Annotated in this window: 16 protein-coding genes, 1 tRNA gene and 1 pseudogene; 14 read left to right on the top strand and 4 right to left on the bottom strand. The window is 65.5% G+C overall.

Annotated features, from left to right (window positions below):
- Positions 1-77: 77 nt before the first annotated feature.
- The 14 genes and pseudogenes from map to ACYQ1H_RS04695 all read left to right on the top strand — a co-directional run.
- Positions 78-878, top strand: a complete 801-nt coding sequence (gene map, locus ACYQ1H_RS04760; RefSeq protein ID WP_460026918.1) for a type I methionyl aminopeptidase — start codon at positions 78-80, stop codon at positions 876-878.
- Positions 879-903: 25 nt separating this feature from the next.
- Positions 904-3,495, top strand: coding sequence for a [protein-PII] uridylyltransferase (glnD, locus tag ACYQ1H_RS04755; protein WP_460026952.1), 2,592 nt, complete (start codon positions 904-906; stop codon positions 3,493-3,495).
- A 121-nt stretch (positions 3,496-3,616) separates the two neighbouring features.
- Positions 3,617-4,873 (top strand): serine hydroxymethyltransferase, encoded by a 1,257-nt coding sequence (gene glyA / locus ACYQ1H_RS04750; RefSeq protein ID WP_460026917.1) that lies wholly within the window; start codon positions 3,617-3,619, stop codon positions 4,871-4,873.
- Positions 4,874-4,907: 34 nt separating this feature from the next.
- Positions 4,908-5,414 carry a transcriptional regulator NrdR gene (gene nrdR / locus ACYQ1H_RS04745; RefSeq protein WP_460026916.1) on the top strand — a complete coding sequence of 169 codons (507 nt, stop codon included), beginning with the start codon at positions 4,908-4,910 and terminating at the stop codon, positions 5,412-5,414.
- Between the two features lie 75 nt (positions 5,415-5,489).
- The gene (gene ribD, locus ACYQ1H_RS04740; RefSeq protein WP_460026915.1) at positions 5,490-6,626 is read left to right on the top strand and encodes a bifunctional diaminohydroxyphosphoribosylaminopyrimidine deaminase/5-amino-6-(5-phosphoribosylamino)uracil reductase RibD; all 1,137 of its coding nucleotides are present in this window, start codon (positions 5,490-5,492) and stop codon (positions 6,624-6,626) included.
- Positions 6,627-6,636: 10 nt separating this feature from the next.
- Positions 6,637-7,293 carry a riboflavin synthase gene (locus tag ACYQ1H_RS04735; RefSeq protein ID WP_460026914.1) on the top strand — a complete coding sequence of 219 codons (657 nt, stop codon included), beginning with the start codon at positions 6,637-6,639 and terminating at the stop codon, positions 7,291-7,293.
- On the top strand, positions 7,290-8,399 hold the full coding sequence (gene ribBA, locus ACYQ1H_RS04730) for a bifunctional 3,4-dihydroxy-2-butanone-4-phosphate synthase/GTP cyclohydrolase II (RefSeq protein WP_460026913.1): 1,110 nt from the start codon (positions 7,290-7,292) through the stop codon (positions 8,397-8,399). The genes ACYQ1H_RS04735 and ribBA overlap by 4 nt, the downstream gene beginning before the upstream one ends.
- Before the next feature lie 19 nt (positions 8,400-8,418).
- Entirely contained in the window at positions 8,419-8,754 is a 336-nt protein-coding gene (locus ACYQ1H_RS04725) for a hypothetical protein (protein WP_460026912.1), read from the top strand.
- A complete protein-coding gene (gene ribH / locus ACYQ1H_RS04720; RefSeq protein ID WP_460026911.1) occupies positions 8,751-9,233 on the top strand; it encodes a 6,7-dimethyl-8-ribityllumazine synthase in 483 nt (160 codons plus the stop codon). The genes ACYQ1H_RS04725 and ribH overlap by 4 nt, the downstream gene beginning before the upstream one ends.
- A complete protein-coding gene (gene nusB, locus ACYQ1H_RS04715; RefSeq protein ID WP_460026910.1) occupies positions 9,230-9,667 on the top strand; it encodes a transcription antitermination factor NusB in 438 nt (145 codons plus the stop codon). The genes ribH and nusB overlap by 4 nt, the downstream gene beginning before the upstream one ends.
- Positions 9,668-9,674: 7 nt before the next feature.
- Positions 9,675-10,637, top strand: coding sequence for a thiamine-phosphate kinase (gene thiL / locus ACYQ1H_RS04710; protein ID WP_460026909.1), 963 nt, complete (start codon positions 9,675-9,677; stop codon positions 10,635-10,637).
- Positions 10,615-11,136, top strand: coding sequence for a phosphatidylglycerophosphatase A family protein (locus ACYQ1H_RS04705; RefSeq protein ID WP_460026908.1), 522 nt, complete (start codon positions 10,615-10,617; stop codon positions 11,134-11,136). The genes thiL and ACYQ1H_RS04705 overlap by 23 nt, the downstream gene beginning before the upstream one ends.
- A 92-nt stretch (positions 11,137-11,228) precedes the next feature.
- A tRNA-Met gene (locus tag ACYQ1H_RS04700) sits at positions 11,229-11,305 on the top strand.
- A gap of 290 nt (positions 11,306-11,595) precedes the next feature.
- Positions 11,596-11,895 (top strand): annotated as a pseudogene (locus ACYQ1H_RS04695) (tyrosine-type recombinase/integrase); the annotation flags it as partial.
- Here ACYQ1H_RS04695 and ACYQ1H_RS04690 read toward each other — a convergent pair.
- From ACYQ1H_RS04690 to ACYQ1H_RS04675, 4 genes are all read right to left on the bottom strand, one after another.
- Complete coding sequence (locus ACYQ1H_RS04690) at positions 11,844-12,041, bottom strand: cytochrome b/b6 domain-containing protein (RefSeq protein ID WP_460026951.1); 198 nt, start codon at positions 12,039-12,041, stop codon at positions 11,844-11,846. The pseudogene ACYQ1H_RS04695 and the gene ACYQ1H_RS04690 sit on opposite strands and share 52 nt — an antisense overlap.
- Before the next feature lie 222 nt (positions 12,042-12,263).
- Entirely contained in the window at positions 12,264-12,752 is a 489-nt protein-coding gene (locus ACYQ1H_RS04685; protein ID WP_460026907.1) for a diheme cytochrome c, read from the bottom strand.
- Between the two features lie 14 nt (positions 12,753-12,766).
- The gene (locus tag ACYQ1H_RS04680; protein WP_460026906.1) at positions 12,767-13,174 is read right to left on the bottom strand and encodes a DUF1924 domain-containing protein; all 408 of its coding nucleotides are present in this window, start codon (positions 13,172-13,174) and stop codon (positions 12,767-12,769) included.
- 88 nt (positions 13,175-13,262) lie between these two features.
- Positions 13,263-16,706, bottom strand: coding sequence for an HAD-IC family P-type ATPase (locus ACYQ1H_RS04675; protein WP_460026905.1), 3,444 nt, complete (start codon positions 16,704-16,706; stop codon positions 13,263-13,265).
- Positions 16,707-16,926 lie beyond the last annotated feature (220 nt).

Below are 16,926 nucleotides of genomic sequence, written 5' to 3'. Positions count from 1 at the left end.
GGCCTTTATACCATGAACCGCTTGCCTCAACAATCCGCGGACCGCCGCCGGGCCCGCCAGCGCCACCCTATCCCGCCATGAGCATCAGCATCAAGACGCCGGACGAAATCGAGAAAATGCGCGTCGCCGGGCGTCTCGCCGCGGAGGTCCTGGACATGATCGCCCCCTACGTCATCCCGGGCGTCACCACCGACGAACTGGACCGCATCTGCCACGACCACATCGTCGACGTCCAGCAGGCCATCCCGGCGCCCCTCAACTACAAGGGCTTCCCCAAGTCCATCTGCACCTCCGTCAACCATACGGTGTGCCATGGCATCCCGGGCCCGAAGAAGCTGAAAAGCGGCGACATCATCAATGTCGACATCACCGTCATCAAGGACGGCTACCACGGCGACACCAGCCAGATGTTCCTGGTCGGCGAGGTACCGATCCGCGCCAGCCGGCTGGCGCGGGTCTGCCAGGAGTGCCTCTATCTCGGCATACACGAGGTCAGGCCGGGCGTGCGGCTCGGCAGCATCGGCCACGCCATCCAGCGCCATGCCGAGTCGCACGGCTACTCGGTGGTACAGGAGTTCTGCGGACACGGCATCGGCCGGGAATTCCACGAGGACCCGCAGGTCCTGCACTATGGCCGGCCGGATGATGGTCCGATCCTGCAGGCCGGGATGATCTTCACGATCGAACCGATGATCAATCTCGGCAAGCGCCACGTCAAAATCCTGCCCGATGGCTGGACCGCGGTCACCAAGGATCACAGCCTGTCGGCCCAGTGGGAACACACGATCCTGGTCACGGAAACCGGCCACGAAATCCTGACCCTGCGCCAAGAGGAAGCACACGCCCTTGAAAACGGACATCTTAAGGAACTGGCTTGAGCAGGGCGGCCACCACCCCTCCGACCTGCACCAGGTTTTCAGCGACTGTCTCAGGGCCAACCGGACCCAGCTGACCGAGAGCTTTCGCGCCGGCACCGCTGCCGCCCTGCTCATCCGCCAGCGTTCGGACTTCATCGACGAAATCCTCGCCCTCGCCTGGCGGCAGTTCCTCGCCGAGCACAGCGAGCGGCTGGCCCTGATCGCGGTCGGCGGCTACGGCCGGCAGGAACTGCACCCGCACTCGGACATCGACATCCTGGTGCTGCTCGACGACACCGACGCCGCCCACCCCGAACTGAATGCCCGCGTCTCCGGCTTCCTGAGCTTTCTCTGGGACATCGGCCTCAAGCTGGCGCAGAGCGTGCGCACACTGGAGGACTGCATCGAGCAGGCGCGGGCCGACCAGACGGTGATGACCAATCTGCTCGAATGCCGGCTGATCCTCGGCTCGGCGTCCCTGTTCGACCGGCTGTGGGAACGCCTGGCCCCGAACCAGCTGTGGCCCTCGCCGGCATTCTTCGAGGCCAAGCAGGCGGAACAGGCGGCCCGCTACGCCAAGTACCACGATACCGCCTACAACCTCGAACCCAACATCAAGGAAGGCCCCGGCGGCCTGCGCGACATCCAGAACATCCACTGGATCATCAAGCGTCACTACAACACCCGCTCGCTCAACCTGGTGCAGGAAGGCTGGCTGACCGAGGCGGAACAGGCAGAGCTGCTGCGGGCGCGGGACTTCCTCTGGGAAATCCGGTTCGCGCTGCATGCGATGACCGACCGCTGCGAGGACCGGCTGCTGTTCGAATACCAGAAGGATCTCGCCCGCCAGTTCGGGGTCCAGGACCAGAACATCAACCAGGCGGTCGAGCAGTTCATGCAGCTCTACTACCGCACGGTGATGGGGCTGGAACGCCTGAACGAGCTGCTGATGCAGCTGTTCCAGGAGGTTGCCCTGGGCCAGGGCCGGGACCTGCGGATCGAGCCCATCGACGAGCAGTTCCAGGCAGTCAATCGCTACGTCGAGGTCCGCCACCCGGACGTGTTCCGCGAGCAGCCGCTGGCGCTGTTCCAGATCTTCCTGCTGCTCCAGACCCGCCCCGAACTCAAGGGCATCCGCGCCTCCACCATCCGCCTGATCCGGCAGCACCTGTACCTGATCGACGACCGGTTCCGCAGCGAGACGGAAGCCTGCCGGCTGTTCATGACCATCCTGCGCCAGCCGATCGGCGTCACCCACCAGCTGCGGCGCATGAACCGCTATGGCGTGCTGGCGGCCTATCTGCCGGCCTTCGCCCGGGTCGTCGGGCGCATGCAGTACGACCTCTTCCATGTCTACACGGTCGACGAGCACACCCTGTTCGTGGTCCGCAACCTGCGGCGCTTCGCGCTGGAGGAACACCGCCCCGACCACCCGCTGTGCAACGAGGTCTTCGAGCTGATCGACCGGCCGGAACTGCTCTATGTCGCCGCCCTGATGCACGACATCGCCAAGGGCAGCGGCGGCGATCACTCCACCGTGGGCGCAACCATCGCCCGCGATTTCTGCCAGCGACACAGCCTGAGCCAGCGCGAAACCGGGCTGGTCTGCTGGCTGGTGCAGAACCATCTGCTGATGTCGCTGACCGCCCAGCGCAAGGACATCAACGATCCGGAAGTCATCCAGTCCTTCGCCACCGCCGTCGGCGACCAGAGCGCGCTGGATCACCTCTATCTCCTCACCTGCGCCGACATCCGCGCCACCAATCCCAACCTCTGGAATTCCTGGAAGGACGCGCTGCTGCGGGAACTCTACCTGCAGACCCGCTGGCTGTTCCGGCGCGGGCTCGCCAAGCCCTGGCAGCAGGCGGAGAAGATCGCCGACGTCAAGGCCGAAAGCCACGCCCTGCTGACCCGGCTGGGCCTGGACGACGACGCCATCGACCGGGTCTGGGCGGCGCAGCTGACCGACGAATATTTCCTGCGCTACCACGCCGAGGAAGCAGCCTGGCACACCATCGCCCTCAGCGCCGCCCGCCCCGACGAACTGCCACTGATCCTGCTGCGACCGGTCAGCCAGCGCGGCAGCGCCGAGATCTTCATCCGCGCACAGCGGCAGGACTTCCTGTTCGCCCACACCACGGCCGTGCTCGACCAGCTCAACCTGACGGTCTTCGATGCCCGCATCATCACCGGACAGGACGGCCATGTGCTGCACAGCTACCACGTGCTGGAGCAAACCGGCGAGCCGATTCGCGATCCCATGCGCCAGGTCCAGATCTGCGTCAGGCTGAAGGAGTGCCTGTGCGGTGCCGTGCAGGCCCCGTTCAAGGTCCAGCGACGCGAATCGCGCCAGATCCGCCATTTCAACGTGCCGACCCAGGTCTACTTCCACGAGGACCCGCAGCAGCGCCATACCATCCTGGAGTTGATCGCCACCGACCGGCCGGGTCTCCTGTCCAAGGTCGGCCGGGCCTTCTCGCTCTGTGGACTGCGGCTTTTCAACGCGCGGATTTCCACCATCGGCAGCCGGGCCGAGGACATTTTCTACCTGACCGGCCAGGACAACCTGCCGATCAGCGACCCGGCCCACCGGCAGGCGCTCAAGGACACCATCATCGGCCTGGTCGGCGCCTCCTGACCGTGCCGGCAAACGGTGCATTTCGTGTCAATACGGCATGATTCTGCTATAAAGCGCGATCGACCGCGCCCGGGCCCCGCCGACCGGCCGGCCTCACTTCTGCCACACAAGGGTTCCCTTCATGTTCAGCAAAGGCATGGAAATCGCTGGTTTCGACGATGAGCTCTGGTCTGCCATCCGCGACGAGGAACGGCGCCAGGAAGATCACATCGAGCTGATCGCCTCGGAAAATTACGCCAGCCCGCGCGTGCTGCAAGCCCAGGGCAGCGCGCTGACCAACAAGTATGCCGAGGGCTATCCCGGCAAGCGCTATTACGGCGGCTGCGAATTCGTCGACATCGTCGAGTCGCTGGCCATCGAACGCGCCCGCCGGCTGTTCGGCGCGGACTATGCCAATGTGCAGCCGCACTCCGGCTCGCAGGCCAATGCCGCCGCCTACATGGCGCTGCTGAATCCCGGCGACACCATCCTCGGCATGAGCCTCGCCCACGGCGGCCACCTGACCCACGGCGCCAAGGTCAATTTCTCCGGCAAGATCTACCACGCCATACAGTATGGACTCGATACCGAAACCGGCCTGATCGACTATGACCAGGTCGAGGCGCTGGCCCGCGAGCATCGTCCGCGCATGATCGTAGCCGGTTTCTCGGCCTACAGCCGGGTGGTCGACTGGCAACGCTTCCGCGACATCGCCGACGAGGCCGGCGCCTACCTGCTGGTCGACATGGCGCATGTCGCCGGCCTGGTGGCGGCGGGCGTCTACCCGAGCCCGGTCGGCATCGCCGACGTGACCACGACCACCACCCACAAGACCCTGCGCGGCCCGCGCGGCGGACTGATCCTCGCCAGGGCCAACGAGGAAATCGAGCGGAAGCTGAATTCGCTGGTCTTCCCGGGCATCCAGGGCGGCCCCCTGATGCATGTCATCGCCGCCAAGGCCGTGGCCCTGAAGGAAGCCATGCAGCCGGAATTCCACACCTACCAGCAGCAGGTGCTCGCCAATGCCCGCGCCATGGCGCACAGGTTCCTCGAGCGCGGCCTCAGCATCGTCTCCGGCGGAACCGACAATCATCTGATGTTGGTGGATCTGATCGCCCGCGGCATTACCGGCAAGGCCGCCGACGCGGCGCTTGGCCGGGCCCACATCACCGTCAACAAGAACGCCGTGCCCAATGATCCGCAATCGCCGTTCGTCACCAGCGGCATCCGCATCGGCACGCCGGCGGTCACCACGCGCGGCTTCACCGAAAGCGAGTGCATCACCCTGGCCGACTGGATCTGCGACATCCTCGACGATCTCGACAACGACGCCGTGATCGACCGGGTTCGCGACCAGGTCAGCCAGCTGTGCCGCCGCTACCCGGTGTACGCCGACTGAGGCGCAAGTCGGACCAAGGGGCCAGGGCCCGACCATGAGATGCCCTTTCTGCGGCGCCCAGGACACCCGCGTCATCGACTCCCGGCTGTCCCAGGAAGGCGATCAGGTGCGCCGGCGGCGCGAGTGCACGGAATGCCGCGAGCGCTTCACCACCTTCGAATCCGCGGAGCTGAGCCTGCCCCGCGTGATCAAGACCAATGGTAGTCGCGAGCCCTTCCGGGAGGACAAGCTGCGGGCAGGCATGCTGCGCGCCCTGGAGAAACGCCCGGTGGGCAGCGACCAGATCGAGGCGGCCATCACGCGCATCAAGAAGAAACTGCTGGCCTGCGGCGAGCGCGAAATCCCTTCCCGCCTGATCGGGGAAAACGTCATGGCGGAACTGGCCCGGCTCGATCATGTTGCCTATGTCCGGTTCGCCTCGGTCTATCGCAGCTTTGAAGGCATCAACGAATTCCGCGAAGTCATTGACCACCTCGAACACGAACCCAAGCCTGATGATAGCGGGCAGGCCGACGTTTTCCGTGGCGGCACCCGCGCCTGAACCGGGAACGGGCCCCAGCTCCCGCCGTAAGGCGGCGGCGAGCCAACCGCCGGCACCAACACGCGACTGCCCCTGATGGCTGGCCCGCCCCCGACCCGCGAGGATGCCGCCTACATGGCGCGCGCCATCGAGCTGGCGCGCCGCGGCCTGTACACTACCGACCCCAACCCGCGGGTGGGCTGCGTCATCGTCAGGGAGGGCCGCATCGTCGGCGAGGGCTGGCACCAGCGCGCCGGCGAACCGCATGCCGAGGTCATCGCCCTGCGCGCCGCCGGCAGCGCGGCTGCCGGCGCCGATGTCTACGTGAGTCTCGAGCCCTGCAGCCATCATGGCAAGACGCCGCCCTGCAGTCAGGCGCTGATCCAGGCCAACGTCCGCCGGGTGGTTGCGGCGATGGAAGACCCGAATCCGAAGGTGGCCGGCTCGGGCCTGCGGCAATTGCGCGAAGCCGGCATCCAGACCGCCTGCGACCTGCTGCGTCCGGAGGCGGAGGCGCTCAACCCGGGCTTCTGCCAGCGCATGCGACGGGGCAAGCCCCTGGTCCGCAGCAAGCTGGCCATGAGCCTGGATGGCCGCACCGCCATGGCCTCCGGCGAAAGCCGCTGGATCACCGGCGCGCAAGCCCGCCGCGATGTCCACCGCCTGCGAGCGCGCAGCTCGGCGATCGTGACCGGCACAGGCACGGTCCTGGCCGACGATCCGCAGCTGACCGCCCGGCTGGAAACCAGCGGCACCGCCGTTCACCAGCCCGTGCGCGTCATCCTCGATTCGCGCCTCAGGATACCGCCGGGCGCACGCCTGATCGACGCGCCGGGCCGGACGGTCATCCTCACCGTGCAGACCAGGCTGCAACGCGAGAACTGGCCGGGCTGCGAGATCGTCACCCTACCCGGCGACGCCCACGGCCGGCTGGTGCTGGAGGCAGTGCTCGCCTGGCTCGCGGAACAGGAGTTCAACGAGGTCCTGTTCGAGGCCGGTCCCACGCTCAACGGCGCGCTGCTGCAGGCAGGCTGGGTCGACGAATGGATCGTGTACCTGGCGCCGGTGGTGCTGGGCGACGCAGCGCGCGGCCTGTTCCACCTGCCGGGGCTGAGCCGGATGGCGGACCGGCCGGCGCTGGAACTGCACGCGACACACCAGCTGGGGCAGGACCTGCGGCTGACCCTCCGCGCCCCGTCCCGGCAGGGCCCCCCATCACCGATCCATCCATAGGCAACGCGCCATGTTCACCGGCATCATCCAGGCCATCGGGACCCTGACCCAGATCGACTCTCGTGGCGGCGATTGCCGCCTATGCATCGCCACCGGCAAGCTGCCGATGGACGAGGTCCGGCTCGGCGACAGCATCGCCGTGAATGGCGTCTGCCTGACGGCCGTCGGCCTCGGCCCGCAGGCTTTCTGCGCCGATGTCTCGCGCGAGACGCTGTCGCGCACCACGCTCGGCCAGGCCCGCGCCGGCTCGCCGGTCAACCTCGAACTGGCCCTGCTGCCAACCATGCGCCTCGGCGGCCATCTGGTCAGCGGCCATGTCGACGGCATCGGCCGGGTGCTGAACAGGCGCGACGACGGCCGCTCCTGGCGTTTCGAACTCGAGGCCCCGGCGGCGCTGGCCCGCTACATCGCCGAAAAGGGCTCCATCTGCATCGATGGCGTCAGCCTGACCGTCAATGCCGTGCAGGGTGCGCGCTTTGGCGTCAACATCGTGCCGCACACGCTGGCCGAAACCACCTTCGGCAAGCTGCAACCCGGCGACGCGGTCAACCTGGAGGTCGATCTCCTGGCCCGCTACCTGGAACGCCTGCTGCAGGGCGACGCAGCGGCGGAACCGGCTGGCGGCGTATCCCTGGAACTCCTCAAGCACACAGGCTTCCTGTCATGAACAGCACCGCGGAACTGATCGAGGACATCCGGCTCGGCAAGATGGTCGTCCTGCTGGACGACGAGGATCGCGAGAACGAGGGGGATCTGGTGCTGGCGGCCATGCATACCCGGCCCGAGGACATCAACTTCATGGCCCGCTATGGCCGCGGGCTCATCTGCCTGACCCTGACCCGGGAGCGTTGCCAGCAGCTGCGGCTGCCCCTGATGGTGAACGAGAACCGGACCCCCCACTCCACCAATTTCACCGTATCCATCGAAGCCGCGACCGGCGTCACCACCGGCATCTCGGCGGCCGACCGGGCGCGTACCATCCAATGCGCCGTGGCGCCGTCCGCCAAGCCCGACGACCTGGTCCAGCCCGGCCATGTGTTTCCGCTGATGGCCCAGCCCGGCGGCGTGCTCAACCGCGCCGGCCACACCGAGGCCGGCTGCGATCTGGCCCGGCTTGCCGGACTGGAACCGGCGGCGGTGATCGTCGAGATACTCAACGAAGACGGCTCCATGGCACGCCGCGCCGATCTGGAGGCATTTGCCACCGAGCACGGCCTCAGGATCGGCACCATCACCGACCTGATCCAGTACCGTATCCAGAACGAAAAGACCGTCGAGCGCATCTGTGAATGCGATTTCCCGACCGACTACGGCCAGTTCCGCATGATCGCCTACCAGGATCAGGTCGACCGACGGCTGCATCTGGCGCTGACCATGGGCCGGATCGCCGGCGACGAGCCGGTGCTGGTGCGTGTGCACGGACGCAACCTGCTCAGCGATCTACTCAGCGGCAAGCGCGAGGGCACCTCGCTGCCCCTGCGCACGGCCATGCAGCGCATTGCCGACGAGGGCCGCGGCGCGCTGGTGGTGATCCGCCGGGAAGAGGACGACAAATCCCTGGTGGAACGCATCCACCAGTACCAGATGGAGGACCACGGGGTAGAATTGGCCACCCCGGCGATCTCGCAGGAAGACTGGCGAACCACCGGCACCGGCGCGCAGATCCTGGCCGATCTCGGCATCCGCAAGCTGCGCGTGCTCGGCAGTTCGCCGAAGAAGTACCTGGGGCTGTCGGGATACGGGCTGGAGGTCGTCGAGCTGGTCAGCCCCTGAGCCGCCCGGGGCCGACGCCATGATCAACCACACCACGGACGACATCGCCGGCCTGTCCCGGCAGCTGAGCAAACTGATCGCCGCACTGGAGCGACAGCGGCAGGAAGAGCTGGGCCATCCAGCCGTTCTGCTCACGGAACAGGCGCTGCAGCAAACCCGGCGCCTGCTGGCCGGGCTACGGGCCGGCCGCGCCGCCTGGCCGAGCGGATGGCGGAGCCTCGGCGACTATCTGGGCGCCACCTGGGTCGACCAGAATCCCTGGGTCGTCCCCCACCTCGGCCGCCTTGCGGCGGGGCTGTCCGACCTGGCCGCGGGAACCGCCATCCCACCCACTTCAGAGAGACAAGCAACATGACAAGCATACTCAAGACCTACGAGGGCCAGATGCTGGTGCAAGGGGCCCATTTCTGCCTGGTCGCCGCCCGCTTCAACAGCTTCATCGTCGATGCGCTGACGGCTGGCGCCACCGATGCGCTGGTCCGGCACGGCGCCCAGCGCGACGACATTCACCTGATCCGGGTTCCGGGCGCCTATGAGCTGCCGCTGGCCGTGCAGAAGGCCGCCGCGACCGGCCGTTACGACGCCATCATCGCGCTGGGCGCCGTCATCCGCGGCGCGACCCCGCATTTCGACTACGTGGCCGGCGAATGCGTGAAGGGTATCAGCAGCATCTCCCTCAAGCACGAGATCCCCGTTGCCTTCGGGGTGCTGACCGTGGACACCATCGAGCAGGCCATCGAGCGCGCCGGCACCAAGGCCGGCAACAAAGGGGCGGAAGCCGCGCTGTCCGCCATCGAGATGGTCAACCTGCTGCGGGAAATCGACGCCGGATGAGCAGCAGCCCGAAAAGTCTCGCCCGCCGCAGTGCCGTCCAGGCCCTCTACCAATGGCAGCTGACCGGCGACAACCTGTCGGAGATCGAACGGCAGTTCGTCGAGGAGCATGGCCTGACGACGGCGGAACGGCCCTACTTCCAGGATCTGCTGCACAACGTGCCCAGGTCGCTGGACGAAATCGATGCCGCCCTGGCCGAATTCACCAGCCGGCCGATCGAGCAGATCGACCCGGTAGAGCGCGCGGTGCTGCGCATCAGCACCTACGAGCTGTTGAGACACCCGGAAATTCCCTACCGCGTCGTCGTCAACGAAGGCATCAACCTGGCCAAGGAATTCGGCGCCAGCCAGAGCCACAGGTTCGTCAATGGCCTGCTCGACCGGCTCGCCCACAAGCTGCGCGCCGTGGAGACGGCCGCCCGCAAGACACGCTGACAGCGGCATGGCCCTGGGCGAGTTCGAGCTGATCCGCCGCTATTTCGCCGATACCCGTCCCGGCCGGGGCGATACCGCGCTGGGCATCGGCGACGACGCCGCACTGCTGCGCCCGCCCGCAGGCCTGGAACTGGCGGTCACCACCGATACCCTGCTGGCGGGCGTGCATTTCCTGCCCGGCGTCGATCCGGCCACGCTCGGCCACAAGGTCCTGGCCGTGAATCTCAGCGATCTGGCGGCCATGGGCGCGGAGCCCGCCTGGTGCCTGCTGGCCCTGACCCTGCCGGCCGCCGACGAGGACTGGCTGCGGCGCTTCTCCGGCGGTTTCCGCGACCTGGCCCGGGCACACGGCGTCGACCTGGTGGGCGGCGACACGACGCGCGGTCCCCTGTCCATCACCGTCCAGGCCATCGGCCTGGTGCCGCCGGGGCAGGCGCTCGGACGCTCGGGAGCCCGCCCCGGCGACCTGATCTATGTCAGCGGTCCGCTGGGCAGTGCCGGGCTGGGGCTTGCGATGCAGCAGGGTACGGTGCTGCCGCTGGACCCGCCCACCGTCGCCGCGCTGGAAACGCCGCAACCCCGCTGTGCCCTGGGCAGGGCGCTGCGCGGACTGGCCAGCGCCTGCATCGATGTTTCCGATGGTCTCGCCGCCGATCTGGGACACCTGCTGACCGCCAGCCGGGTCGGAGCCCGTCTGCTTTATGAGCAGGTCCCCCTGAGCGACAGGGTCAGGCGGCATATCGCGTCCGGCGGGGACGCGGCACTTCCCCTGATGGCCGGGGACGACTACGAACTCTGCTTCACGATCCCCAGGGCACGCCGCCGCGAGGCTGACGAACTGCTGCGACGGCTCGAGCTGGCCGGCGGCTGCATCGGCGAGGTCGAGGAGCAGCCCGGACTGAGGATATTCAGGCATGGAGCGCCCCTCACCTTGCAGAAGAAGGGTTATGACCACTTCCTCTCCCCCTGACAGACCGGCCAAGCGGGGAGCGATCCCTTTTCCCGCCCGGCATCTCCTGACCGATCCCCTCTGCCTGCTCGGCCTCGGCTTCGGCACGGGGCTTTCGCCCAAGGCGCCCGGCACCCTGGGCACGCTGGCCGCCCTGCCGCTCTATGCCCTGCTGTCCCCGCTGGATTGGCCCGCCTACCTCGCCATCGCCGGTCTGCTGTTCATCGCTGGCATCCGGATCTGCCAGCACACCGAAGATCGCCTGGGCGTCAGCGACCATTCCGGCATTGTCTGGGATGAGATCGTCGGTTATCTCATCACCATGACCGGTACTCCCTTGGACTGGCGAACCCTGGCGGCAGGCTTCCTGCTTTTCCGCCTGTTCGACATCCTGAAACCCTGGCCCATCCGCAAACTGGACCGCTCGCTGCATGGCGGCCTGGGTATCATGCTCGACGATGTCCTGGCCGGCATCCTCGCCGCCGTCAGCCTGTGGACTGTCCGGCCCTACCTGGCCTGATAAGTGGGGCATCCCGCCATCCTGATGTCGGGACCGTGAAGAAATCCGCGCTTGCGAACGCGGGAAAGGTTCGGCTATAATTGCGTTTCTTTCGCGGGGTGGAGCAGTCTGGTAGCTCGTCGGGCTCATAACCCGAAGGTCGTAGGTTCAAATCCTGCCCCCGCTACCACCTTATGGTTTACGAGCTTCCGTAAACGCACAGAAAACCGGCTAACTGCCGGTTTTTTATTGCCTTTTGCCTCCATTCGCTTCCGCTGACATTCGCGGGCAGCCACGCCCTGATGCGGGTAACATCGCGGGTAACTCACCTACCCACTATAGAGTTACCCGCATATGGCCTTGACAGACACCGCCGTCCGGCTTGCCAAGCCCGGACCCAAGCCAATCAAGAAGGCTGACGGCAAAGGCTTGTTCATCCTGATCCAGCCAACTGGCGCGAAGTGGTAGCGCTTCCGGTATCGCATCAATGGCAAGGAAAAACTGTTAAGTCTCGGCACCTACCCGGAAGTGGCCCTCAGTCAGGCGCGGGTGACGCGCGATCAGTATCGTGCCATGCTTGCGCAAGGCATAGACCCCAGCGACCAGCGCAAGGCGACCAGGGAGGCGCGTGAAAATTCCTTCCGGGCCATCGCTGACGAATGGCACAGCCGCCATGCTCCGACCTGGGCACCAGCCCATGCCAAACGAGTGAAAGAGCGGCTGGACAATCACGTCATGCCATACATCGGCGGCAAGCCGATCACCGAGATCACCGCGCCCATGATCCTGCCGCTCACCATGGCCCGGATCAGCTTCTGCCCGCTCAACCGGCTGGTCACGATCACCCCGACTATGTGCAAGGCCACGATGGCCAACATGAGCGAGGCGGCAGCTTCATGAATTTCCTCCAGCCAGTCGCCGCCCATGTACTCGAAGGTCAGCCAACCGCTGATACCGGTGACGATTCCCAGACCAGGCGAAACAGGATCAGCCCCACCAGGGTGTAACCCGCCACGACGTGGACCTTGGCCCATCACTCGCTCCCCCCGCTCAGATAGGCCAGCAGAAAACTCCCGGCCAGCGTCCAGTGGAAGATTCGGGTAAGCAAATCCCAGACCAGAATGGATATCTTTTTCATCGGGTTGACCTCACCGCGGCATGCGCACCTTGTGTTCGGAAAATTTCCCCTGCTCGGCGCCATCATGGCAAGCGCCGCAGTTGCCGGGGGTTCCGACCGACTTCGATTTCCAGATGGCATCCGGCACCTCATCGTGCTCGTGACGAAACCAGGGTGTCTCCGTCACCCGCAACAGCGGTCTTCCGCCGTCGTCCCGCGTCGGTTTGTGACGGGCATGGCCAACCAGATAATCCTCGATGGCTTTCGCCGTCGCCGGCTGATCCAGGCTGACATCCGTGCCGAAGTGCTGGTCGAGCCCCCGCATGAGGGCTTTCCAGGAGTCCTCCGACAACAGACGGGCCGGATACGGCGCGTGACAACTCCCGCACTCCTGCAGATACACCGGATCGGGCGGACTCCTTTTCGATTCACCGCCACCGCTGGCCTGAACACAGCTTGCGCTCGCTCCGATCATCAATCCCATCAGGCCGAGCATCGGATAGTTGGTTTTCCGTTTCATGCGGTGTCTCCCGCTCACTTGCCAACGCTCAGCAAATAGGTCAGCACATCGCCCTTTTCCTCGGGGGTGCATGCCCGCTTGAGTACATCCAGGCAATTGCGCTTGAACCATTTCTCGACCTTGGCCACATTGCGAAAACGCCCGGGATTGGCCGCCGGCGCCAGGGGCTGAATGCTTTTCCGCGTGACCGCATGGGTCCCGGTGGCCGCCGGATTGTCGGTATGACAACTGGAGCAACTCCAATCCTGGCCGTACGGCGTCACAAAAAATTGGTGTCCCCACTGGCCATCGAATCCGGTGAAGGCGGGATCAGCCTGGCGGGCTTCAAGACGGTAGCGGTCGAGAAAATCCCGGGGCTCTTCCGCCAGGGACGGCAGGGATATCGCCAGAACGCAGAGAACTGGCAGGGATTGCTTGATCATCATGCTCCTCCGTGGGAATGGTGAGAGCAAGCATGAACGGTGAAGATTAAGCCAACATTATGGACAACGGTGATTGTCGCGACGAAGCTCAGTCGATCATTTCATGCCGGAAGGATGCCGGGTCATCGAGTGGCTCTACATGGGTAACGATCAGGAGATTGGGCAACTTCCGGGCAATGGCCGCCTCGATCTCGTCCAGCAGTTGATGGGCATCCTGGATGGTCATGTCGCCGGGCACCAGAACGTGGAACGTGACAAAGCGATGGCTGCCGGCGATTCGAGCGCGAAGATCATGGAAATCATAGCCGCGCTGTCGATAGGGCTTGAGAATGTCCTCGATGATTTGCCGATCCTCCTCCGGCAGGGCGCTGCCCATCAGGCCGGAGAGCGACCGCGAGATCAGCCGGATCCCCGCGAAGACAATATTGAGCGCGGCCAGGATGGCAATGGCCGAATCGAGCCACAGCCAGTCGGTCAGGGCGACACCGCCAAGCCCCAGCAGGATCGCGACGGTCGTCCAGACATCGGTCATCAAGTGATGGCCATCCGCTTCCAGAATGATGGAACGGTGTTGCCGACCGGCCCTCAGCAGGGCTCGGGCCATCAGCAGATTGAGCGCGGATGCCACGATCGCCACGCCCATGCCCCAATCCAGCGAGGTGAGCGGATGGGGATCAAAGAGTCGCTCGACCGCGGAATAGATGATGCCGGCGGCCGCCAGCAGGATCATCGCGCCCTCGAAGCCGCTGGAAAAATATTCGGCCGTGCCGTGACCGAAGGGATGCTTGCGATCCGCCGGCTGTGAGGCCACCTTGAGGGTGAACAGAGCGAAACAGGCCGCCACCAGATTGACCAGCGATTCGGCGGCATCCGACAGTAAGGCCACCGATCCGGTCATGAGGTAGGCGCCAGCCTTCAAGGCAATGGTGACCAATGCCGTGATCACCGACCAGACCGCGTAGCGCATCAGCCCGGGCGCCGGGGTCATGATGGGTGCTTCGACCTCCTTGGAGGCGGCGAGATTGACCTGACCCAGTTCCCTCCCTCGTTTTCGGGCGGCATCCTTGAGTCGGCCCACGACCTGCATGATGCCAACGGGAACCGACACGCACAGCATGCCGCCTGCCATGGCAATCAGCCAGTCGTCCCAGTGCAGGGGTTCCATGTCGAGGGCCCGGGACAACGGGTCAACCTGCACCAACAGCAGCGAGGACGCCAAGGTCAGCAGCACGATCATACCGGCGGCGACCGTCCGCAAGCGGGACAGAACGGCGGTTGCTGAAGCGCTGGCACAGGTCAGGACCACCATCGCCATGGCCCGGGCATGGGGCAGATTTTCATCGGGGTAGAGGCTGCGATCGAAGGTCCAGAGCAACAGCAGCGTCAGCAAGGCGCCGACGGCGCCGATCAGCAGCCAATCGCCGCGCGAGAAGAATCGCGCGGCCTCGCGTTTTTCCAGGGCTCGAAGCGGACCCAGACCGGCGGGCGCCTGGAAGGCCAGCAAGGCAGTGGGATGGATGATCATCTCGTACCAGACGATATGGATCGGCAGGTAAAGAATCGGGTATCCGGCCAGGGGCACGAAAGCGGCGGTGACCACCAGCGGGATGTGCAGCATCAGGATGTACAGAAAGCTGAGCTGCAGGTTGAGAAACAATTGCCTGCCCTCGGCGATGGCGCGAACGATGGTGCTGAAATTGTCGTTCAACAGAACGATCGAAGCGATTTCACGCGCGCTGCGGGTGCCTCGCTCGCCCATGGCGATGCCGATGTCCGCCGCTTGCAGGGCGGGAACATCGTTGACGCCATCCCCGGTGACGGCCACGATCTCGCCGGCGTTCCGCAAGGCCCTGACGAGATCGAGCTTCTGGGCCGGGAGCGCCCTGGCCACGACGCGAATATCGGCCAGGTCGCGCAGGGTTCCGGCATCCTCCAGATTCTCGCCGAGAATGACCCCATCGGTCGAACTGTCGATCAGGCCGATGTCCCGCGCGACGCTGGCGGCGGTGGCCGGATGGTCGCCGGTCAGCATGATGACGCGAATCCCGGCGTCAAGGCATTCCCGCACGGCCTCGCGAACGCCATGCCGAATGCGATCCTCGCAGGCCAGCAAGCCCGCGAAGACCGCGTTGCGATCGGGTTCCCCGCCGACCCAGTCGGCGTCGAGATGCCAGTGAACGCAAGCCAGGACCTTGTGTCCTTGAGCCGCGAACCGGCGCACCTGTTCCAGCCAGAATTCGCGCTCGGTCGGATCAAGACCGGAAATCTCCAGCAAGGCTTCCGGAGCGCCCTTGCTGACCGCACGCAGACCCTCAGGGGTCCTGATGACGGTCGTCTCCCGCCGGCGGCCCTCAGTGTAGGGGTAATTCGCCACGACACCCTCGCGGGATGAGCCCTGGCGCTCGATGATGGCCTGATCCACGGGATCACCGGATTCAGCCCGCGAAGCCAGTGCGGCGAATTCGAGCAGATCCTCCTCGGTCACGTTACTGGCGGGCAGCAGGTGTTCAAGCCGCAAGCAGCCTTCGGTGATCGTGCCGGTCTTGTCCGAGCAGACACAGGTCACCCGGCCTATGTTTTCCACGGAGACGCCGCGTCTCACCAGGGCCTTGCTGCGGGCCAGCCGATACACGCCCACGCCCAGAAACACGGAGAAGACCACCGGGAACTCTTCCGGCAGCGCCGCCACGGCCAGGGTGGCTGCGCTGACCAGCGCGTCGAGCCAGTCATGCCCCTGCCGGAGTCTCACCGCGGCCAGCATCAGGCAGAGAATGGCAGCGGCCACCATCAGGAACTTCACCAGGCTGCCGATGGCGACTTGCAGCGGTGTCTGCTCGACCGTCCGCGCGCTGGCGGCCTGCACGATCTGGCCGTAGAGGGTTTCCCTGCCCGTGAAAATCACCTGCATGTCGGCCGTGCCGGTCAGCAGGCGGGTTCCGGCGAATCCCCATTGGTCGCCCTCAAGCCAGATGGAGTCGGCTCGATCATCGGAACTGACGAGGGGCATCGCGTCATGACGCTTGGCGACCGGCAGAGACTCACCGGTAAGGGAGGATTCATCGACCTGGATATCCAGCCCCTCGACGATGCGGCCGTCGGCGGGAAAGGACTCGCCGGCCTTGATGCGCACCCGGTCCCCCGGAACCAGCTCGGCAGCTGGAATGGCGCAGAGCCGGCCGTCGCGCATGACCACAGCCGTGTCGGCCAGTTGCCGACTCAAGCCTTCGGTGGAAGCCTGCGTTCGCCGATGCAGAAAGGCATCCATGCCGATGAGCGGCAGGATGGCCACCAGGAGGGTGAGCGACTCGGTGTAGCTGCCCAGCAGCCCATAGACCGCGCCGGTCACGACCAGGAAACCTATCATGGGATCCTTGAGCGTATCCCGAGCCACGGCCATCCAGGGGTTGGCGACCACCTCGATGATGTCGTTCCGGCCAAAGCGGGCACGTTGCTGGTGGACCTGCAGACTGGTCAGGCAGGTAGCCTCTGGCGACAAGGCTTGCCAGCGGGCGCGGGGGATATCTCGACGCATTGATCGATTGCCTCAGGTAAGCCGCAGCGGGACCCGAGTTAAAGATTTGGTGTTCTTACCCTGCAACTTGGGTGGATGTATTCGATTGGAATGGCGATTCGATGAGGTTCTCACCACTGCTTGATTCTCCGCAGCACATTTCCTCCGACCGCTTGTAGTAATTATTGAGTGGGCGATCGGGATGCGCATGATGCGCTGATTTCAGGAGCGTGTGAATAGA

Source organism: Methyloparacoccus murrellii (genome assembly GCF_054657115.1).
The sequence above is the reverse complement of the archived record's forward strand: the minus strand, read 5'-3'. Positions and strand labels throughout refer to the sequence as shown.

Bases quoted from the DNA above. Each gene is read 5' to 3' on its own strand.
- ACYQ1H_RS04725 (WP_460026912.1), top strand. From the start codon at position 8,419: ATGATCAACCACACCACGGACGACATCGCCGGCCTGTCCCGGCAGCTG.
- nrdR (WP_460026916.1), top strand. From the start codon at position 4,908: ATGAGATGCCCTTTCTGCGGCGCCCAGGACACCCGCGTCATCGACTCC.
- ACYQ1H_RS04735 (WP_460026914.1), top strand. From the start codon at position 6,637: ATGTTCACCGGCATCATCCAGGCCATCGGGACCCTGACCCAGATCGAC.
- ACYQ1H_RS04680 (WP_460026906.1), bottom strand. From the start codon at position 13,174: ATGATCAAGCAATCCCTGCCAGTTCTCTGCGTTCTGGCGATATCCCTG.
- ACYQ1H_RS04675 (WP_460026905.1), bottom strand. From the start codon at position 16,706: ATGCGTCGAGATATCCCCCGCGCCCGCTGGCAAGCCTTGTCGCCAGAG.
- ACYQ1H_RS04685 (WP_460026907.1), bottom strand. From the start codon at position 12,752: ATGAAACGGAAAACCAACTATCCGATGCTCGGCCTGATGGGATTGATG.
- ribH (WP_460026911.1), top strand. From the start codon at position 8,751: ATGACAAGCATACTCAAGACCTACGAGGGCCAGATGCTGGTGCAAGGG.
- nusB (WP_460026910.1), top strand. From the start codon at position 9,230: ATGAGCAGCAGCCCGAAAAGTCTCGCCCGCCGCAGTGCCGTCCAGGCC.
- map (WP_460026918.1), top strand. From the start codon at position 78: ATGAGCATCAGCATCAAGACGCCGGACGAAATCGAGAAAATGCGCGTC.
- ACYQ1H_RS04690 (WP_460026951.1), bottom strand. From the start codon at position 12,041: ATGGGCGGCGACTGGCTGGAGGAAATTCATGAAGCTGCCGCCTCGCTC.
- ribBA (WP_460026913.1), top strand. From the start codon at position 7,290: ATGAACAGCACCGCGGAACTGATCGAGGACATCCGGCTCGGCAAGATG.
- thiL (WP_460026909.1), top strand. From the start codon at position 9,675: ATGGCCCTGGGCGAGTTCGAGCTGATCCGCCGCTATTTCGCCGATACC.
- ribD (WP_460026915.1), top strand. From the start codon at position 5,490: ATGGCTGGCCCGCCCCCGACCCGCGAGGATGCCGCCTACATGGCGCGC.
- ACYQ1H_RS04705 (WP_460026908.1), top strand. From the start codon at position 10,615: ATGACCACTTCCTCTCCCCCTGACAGACCGGCCAAGCGGGGAGCGATC.
- glyA (WP_460026917.1), top strand. From the start codon at position 3,617: ATGTTCAGCAAAGGCATGGAAATCGCTGGTTTCGACGATGAGCTCTGG.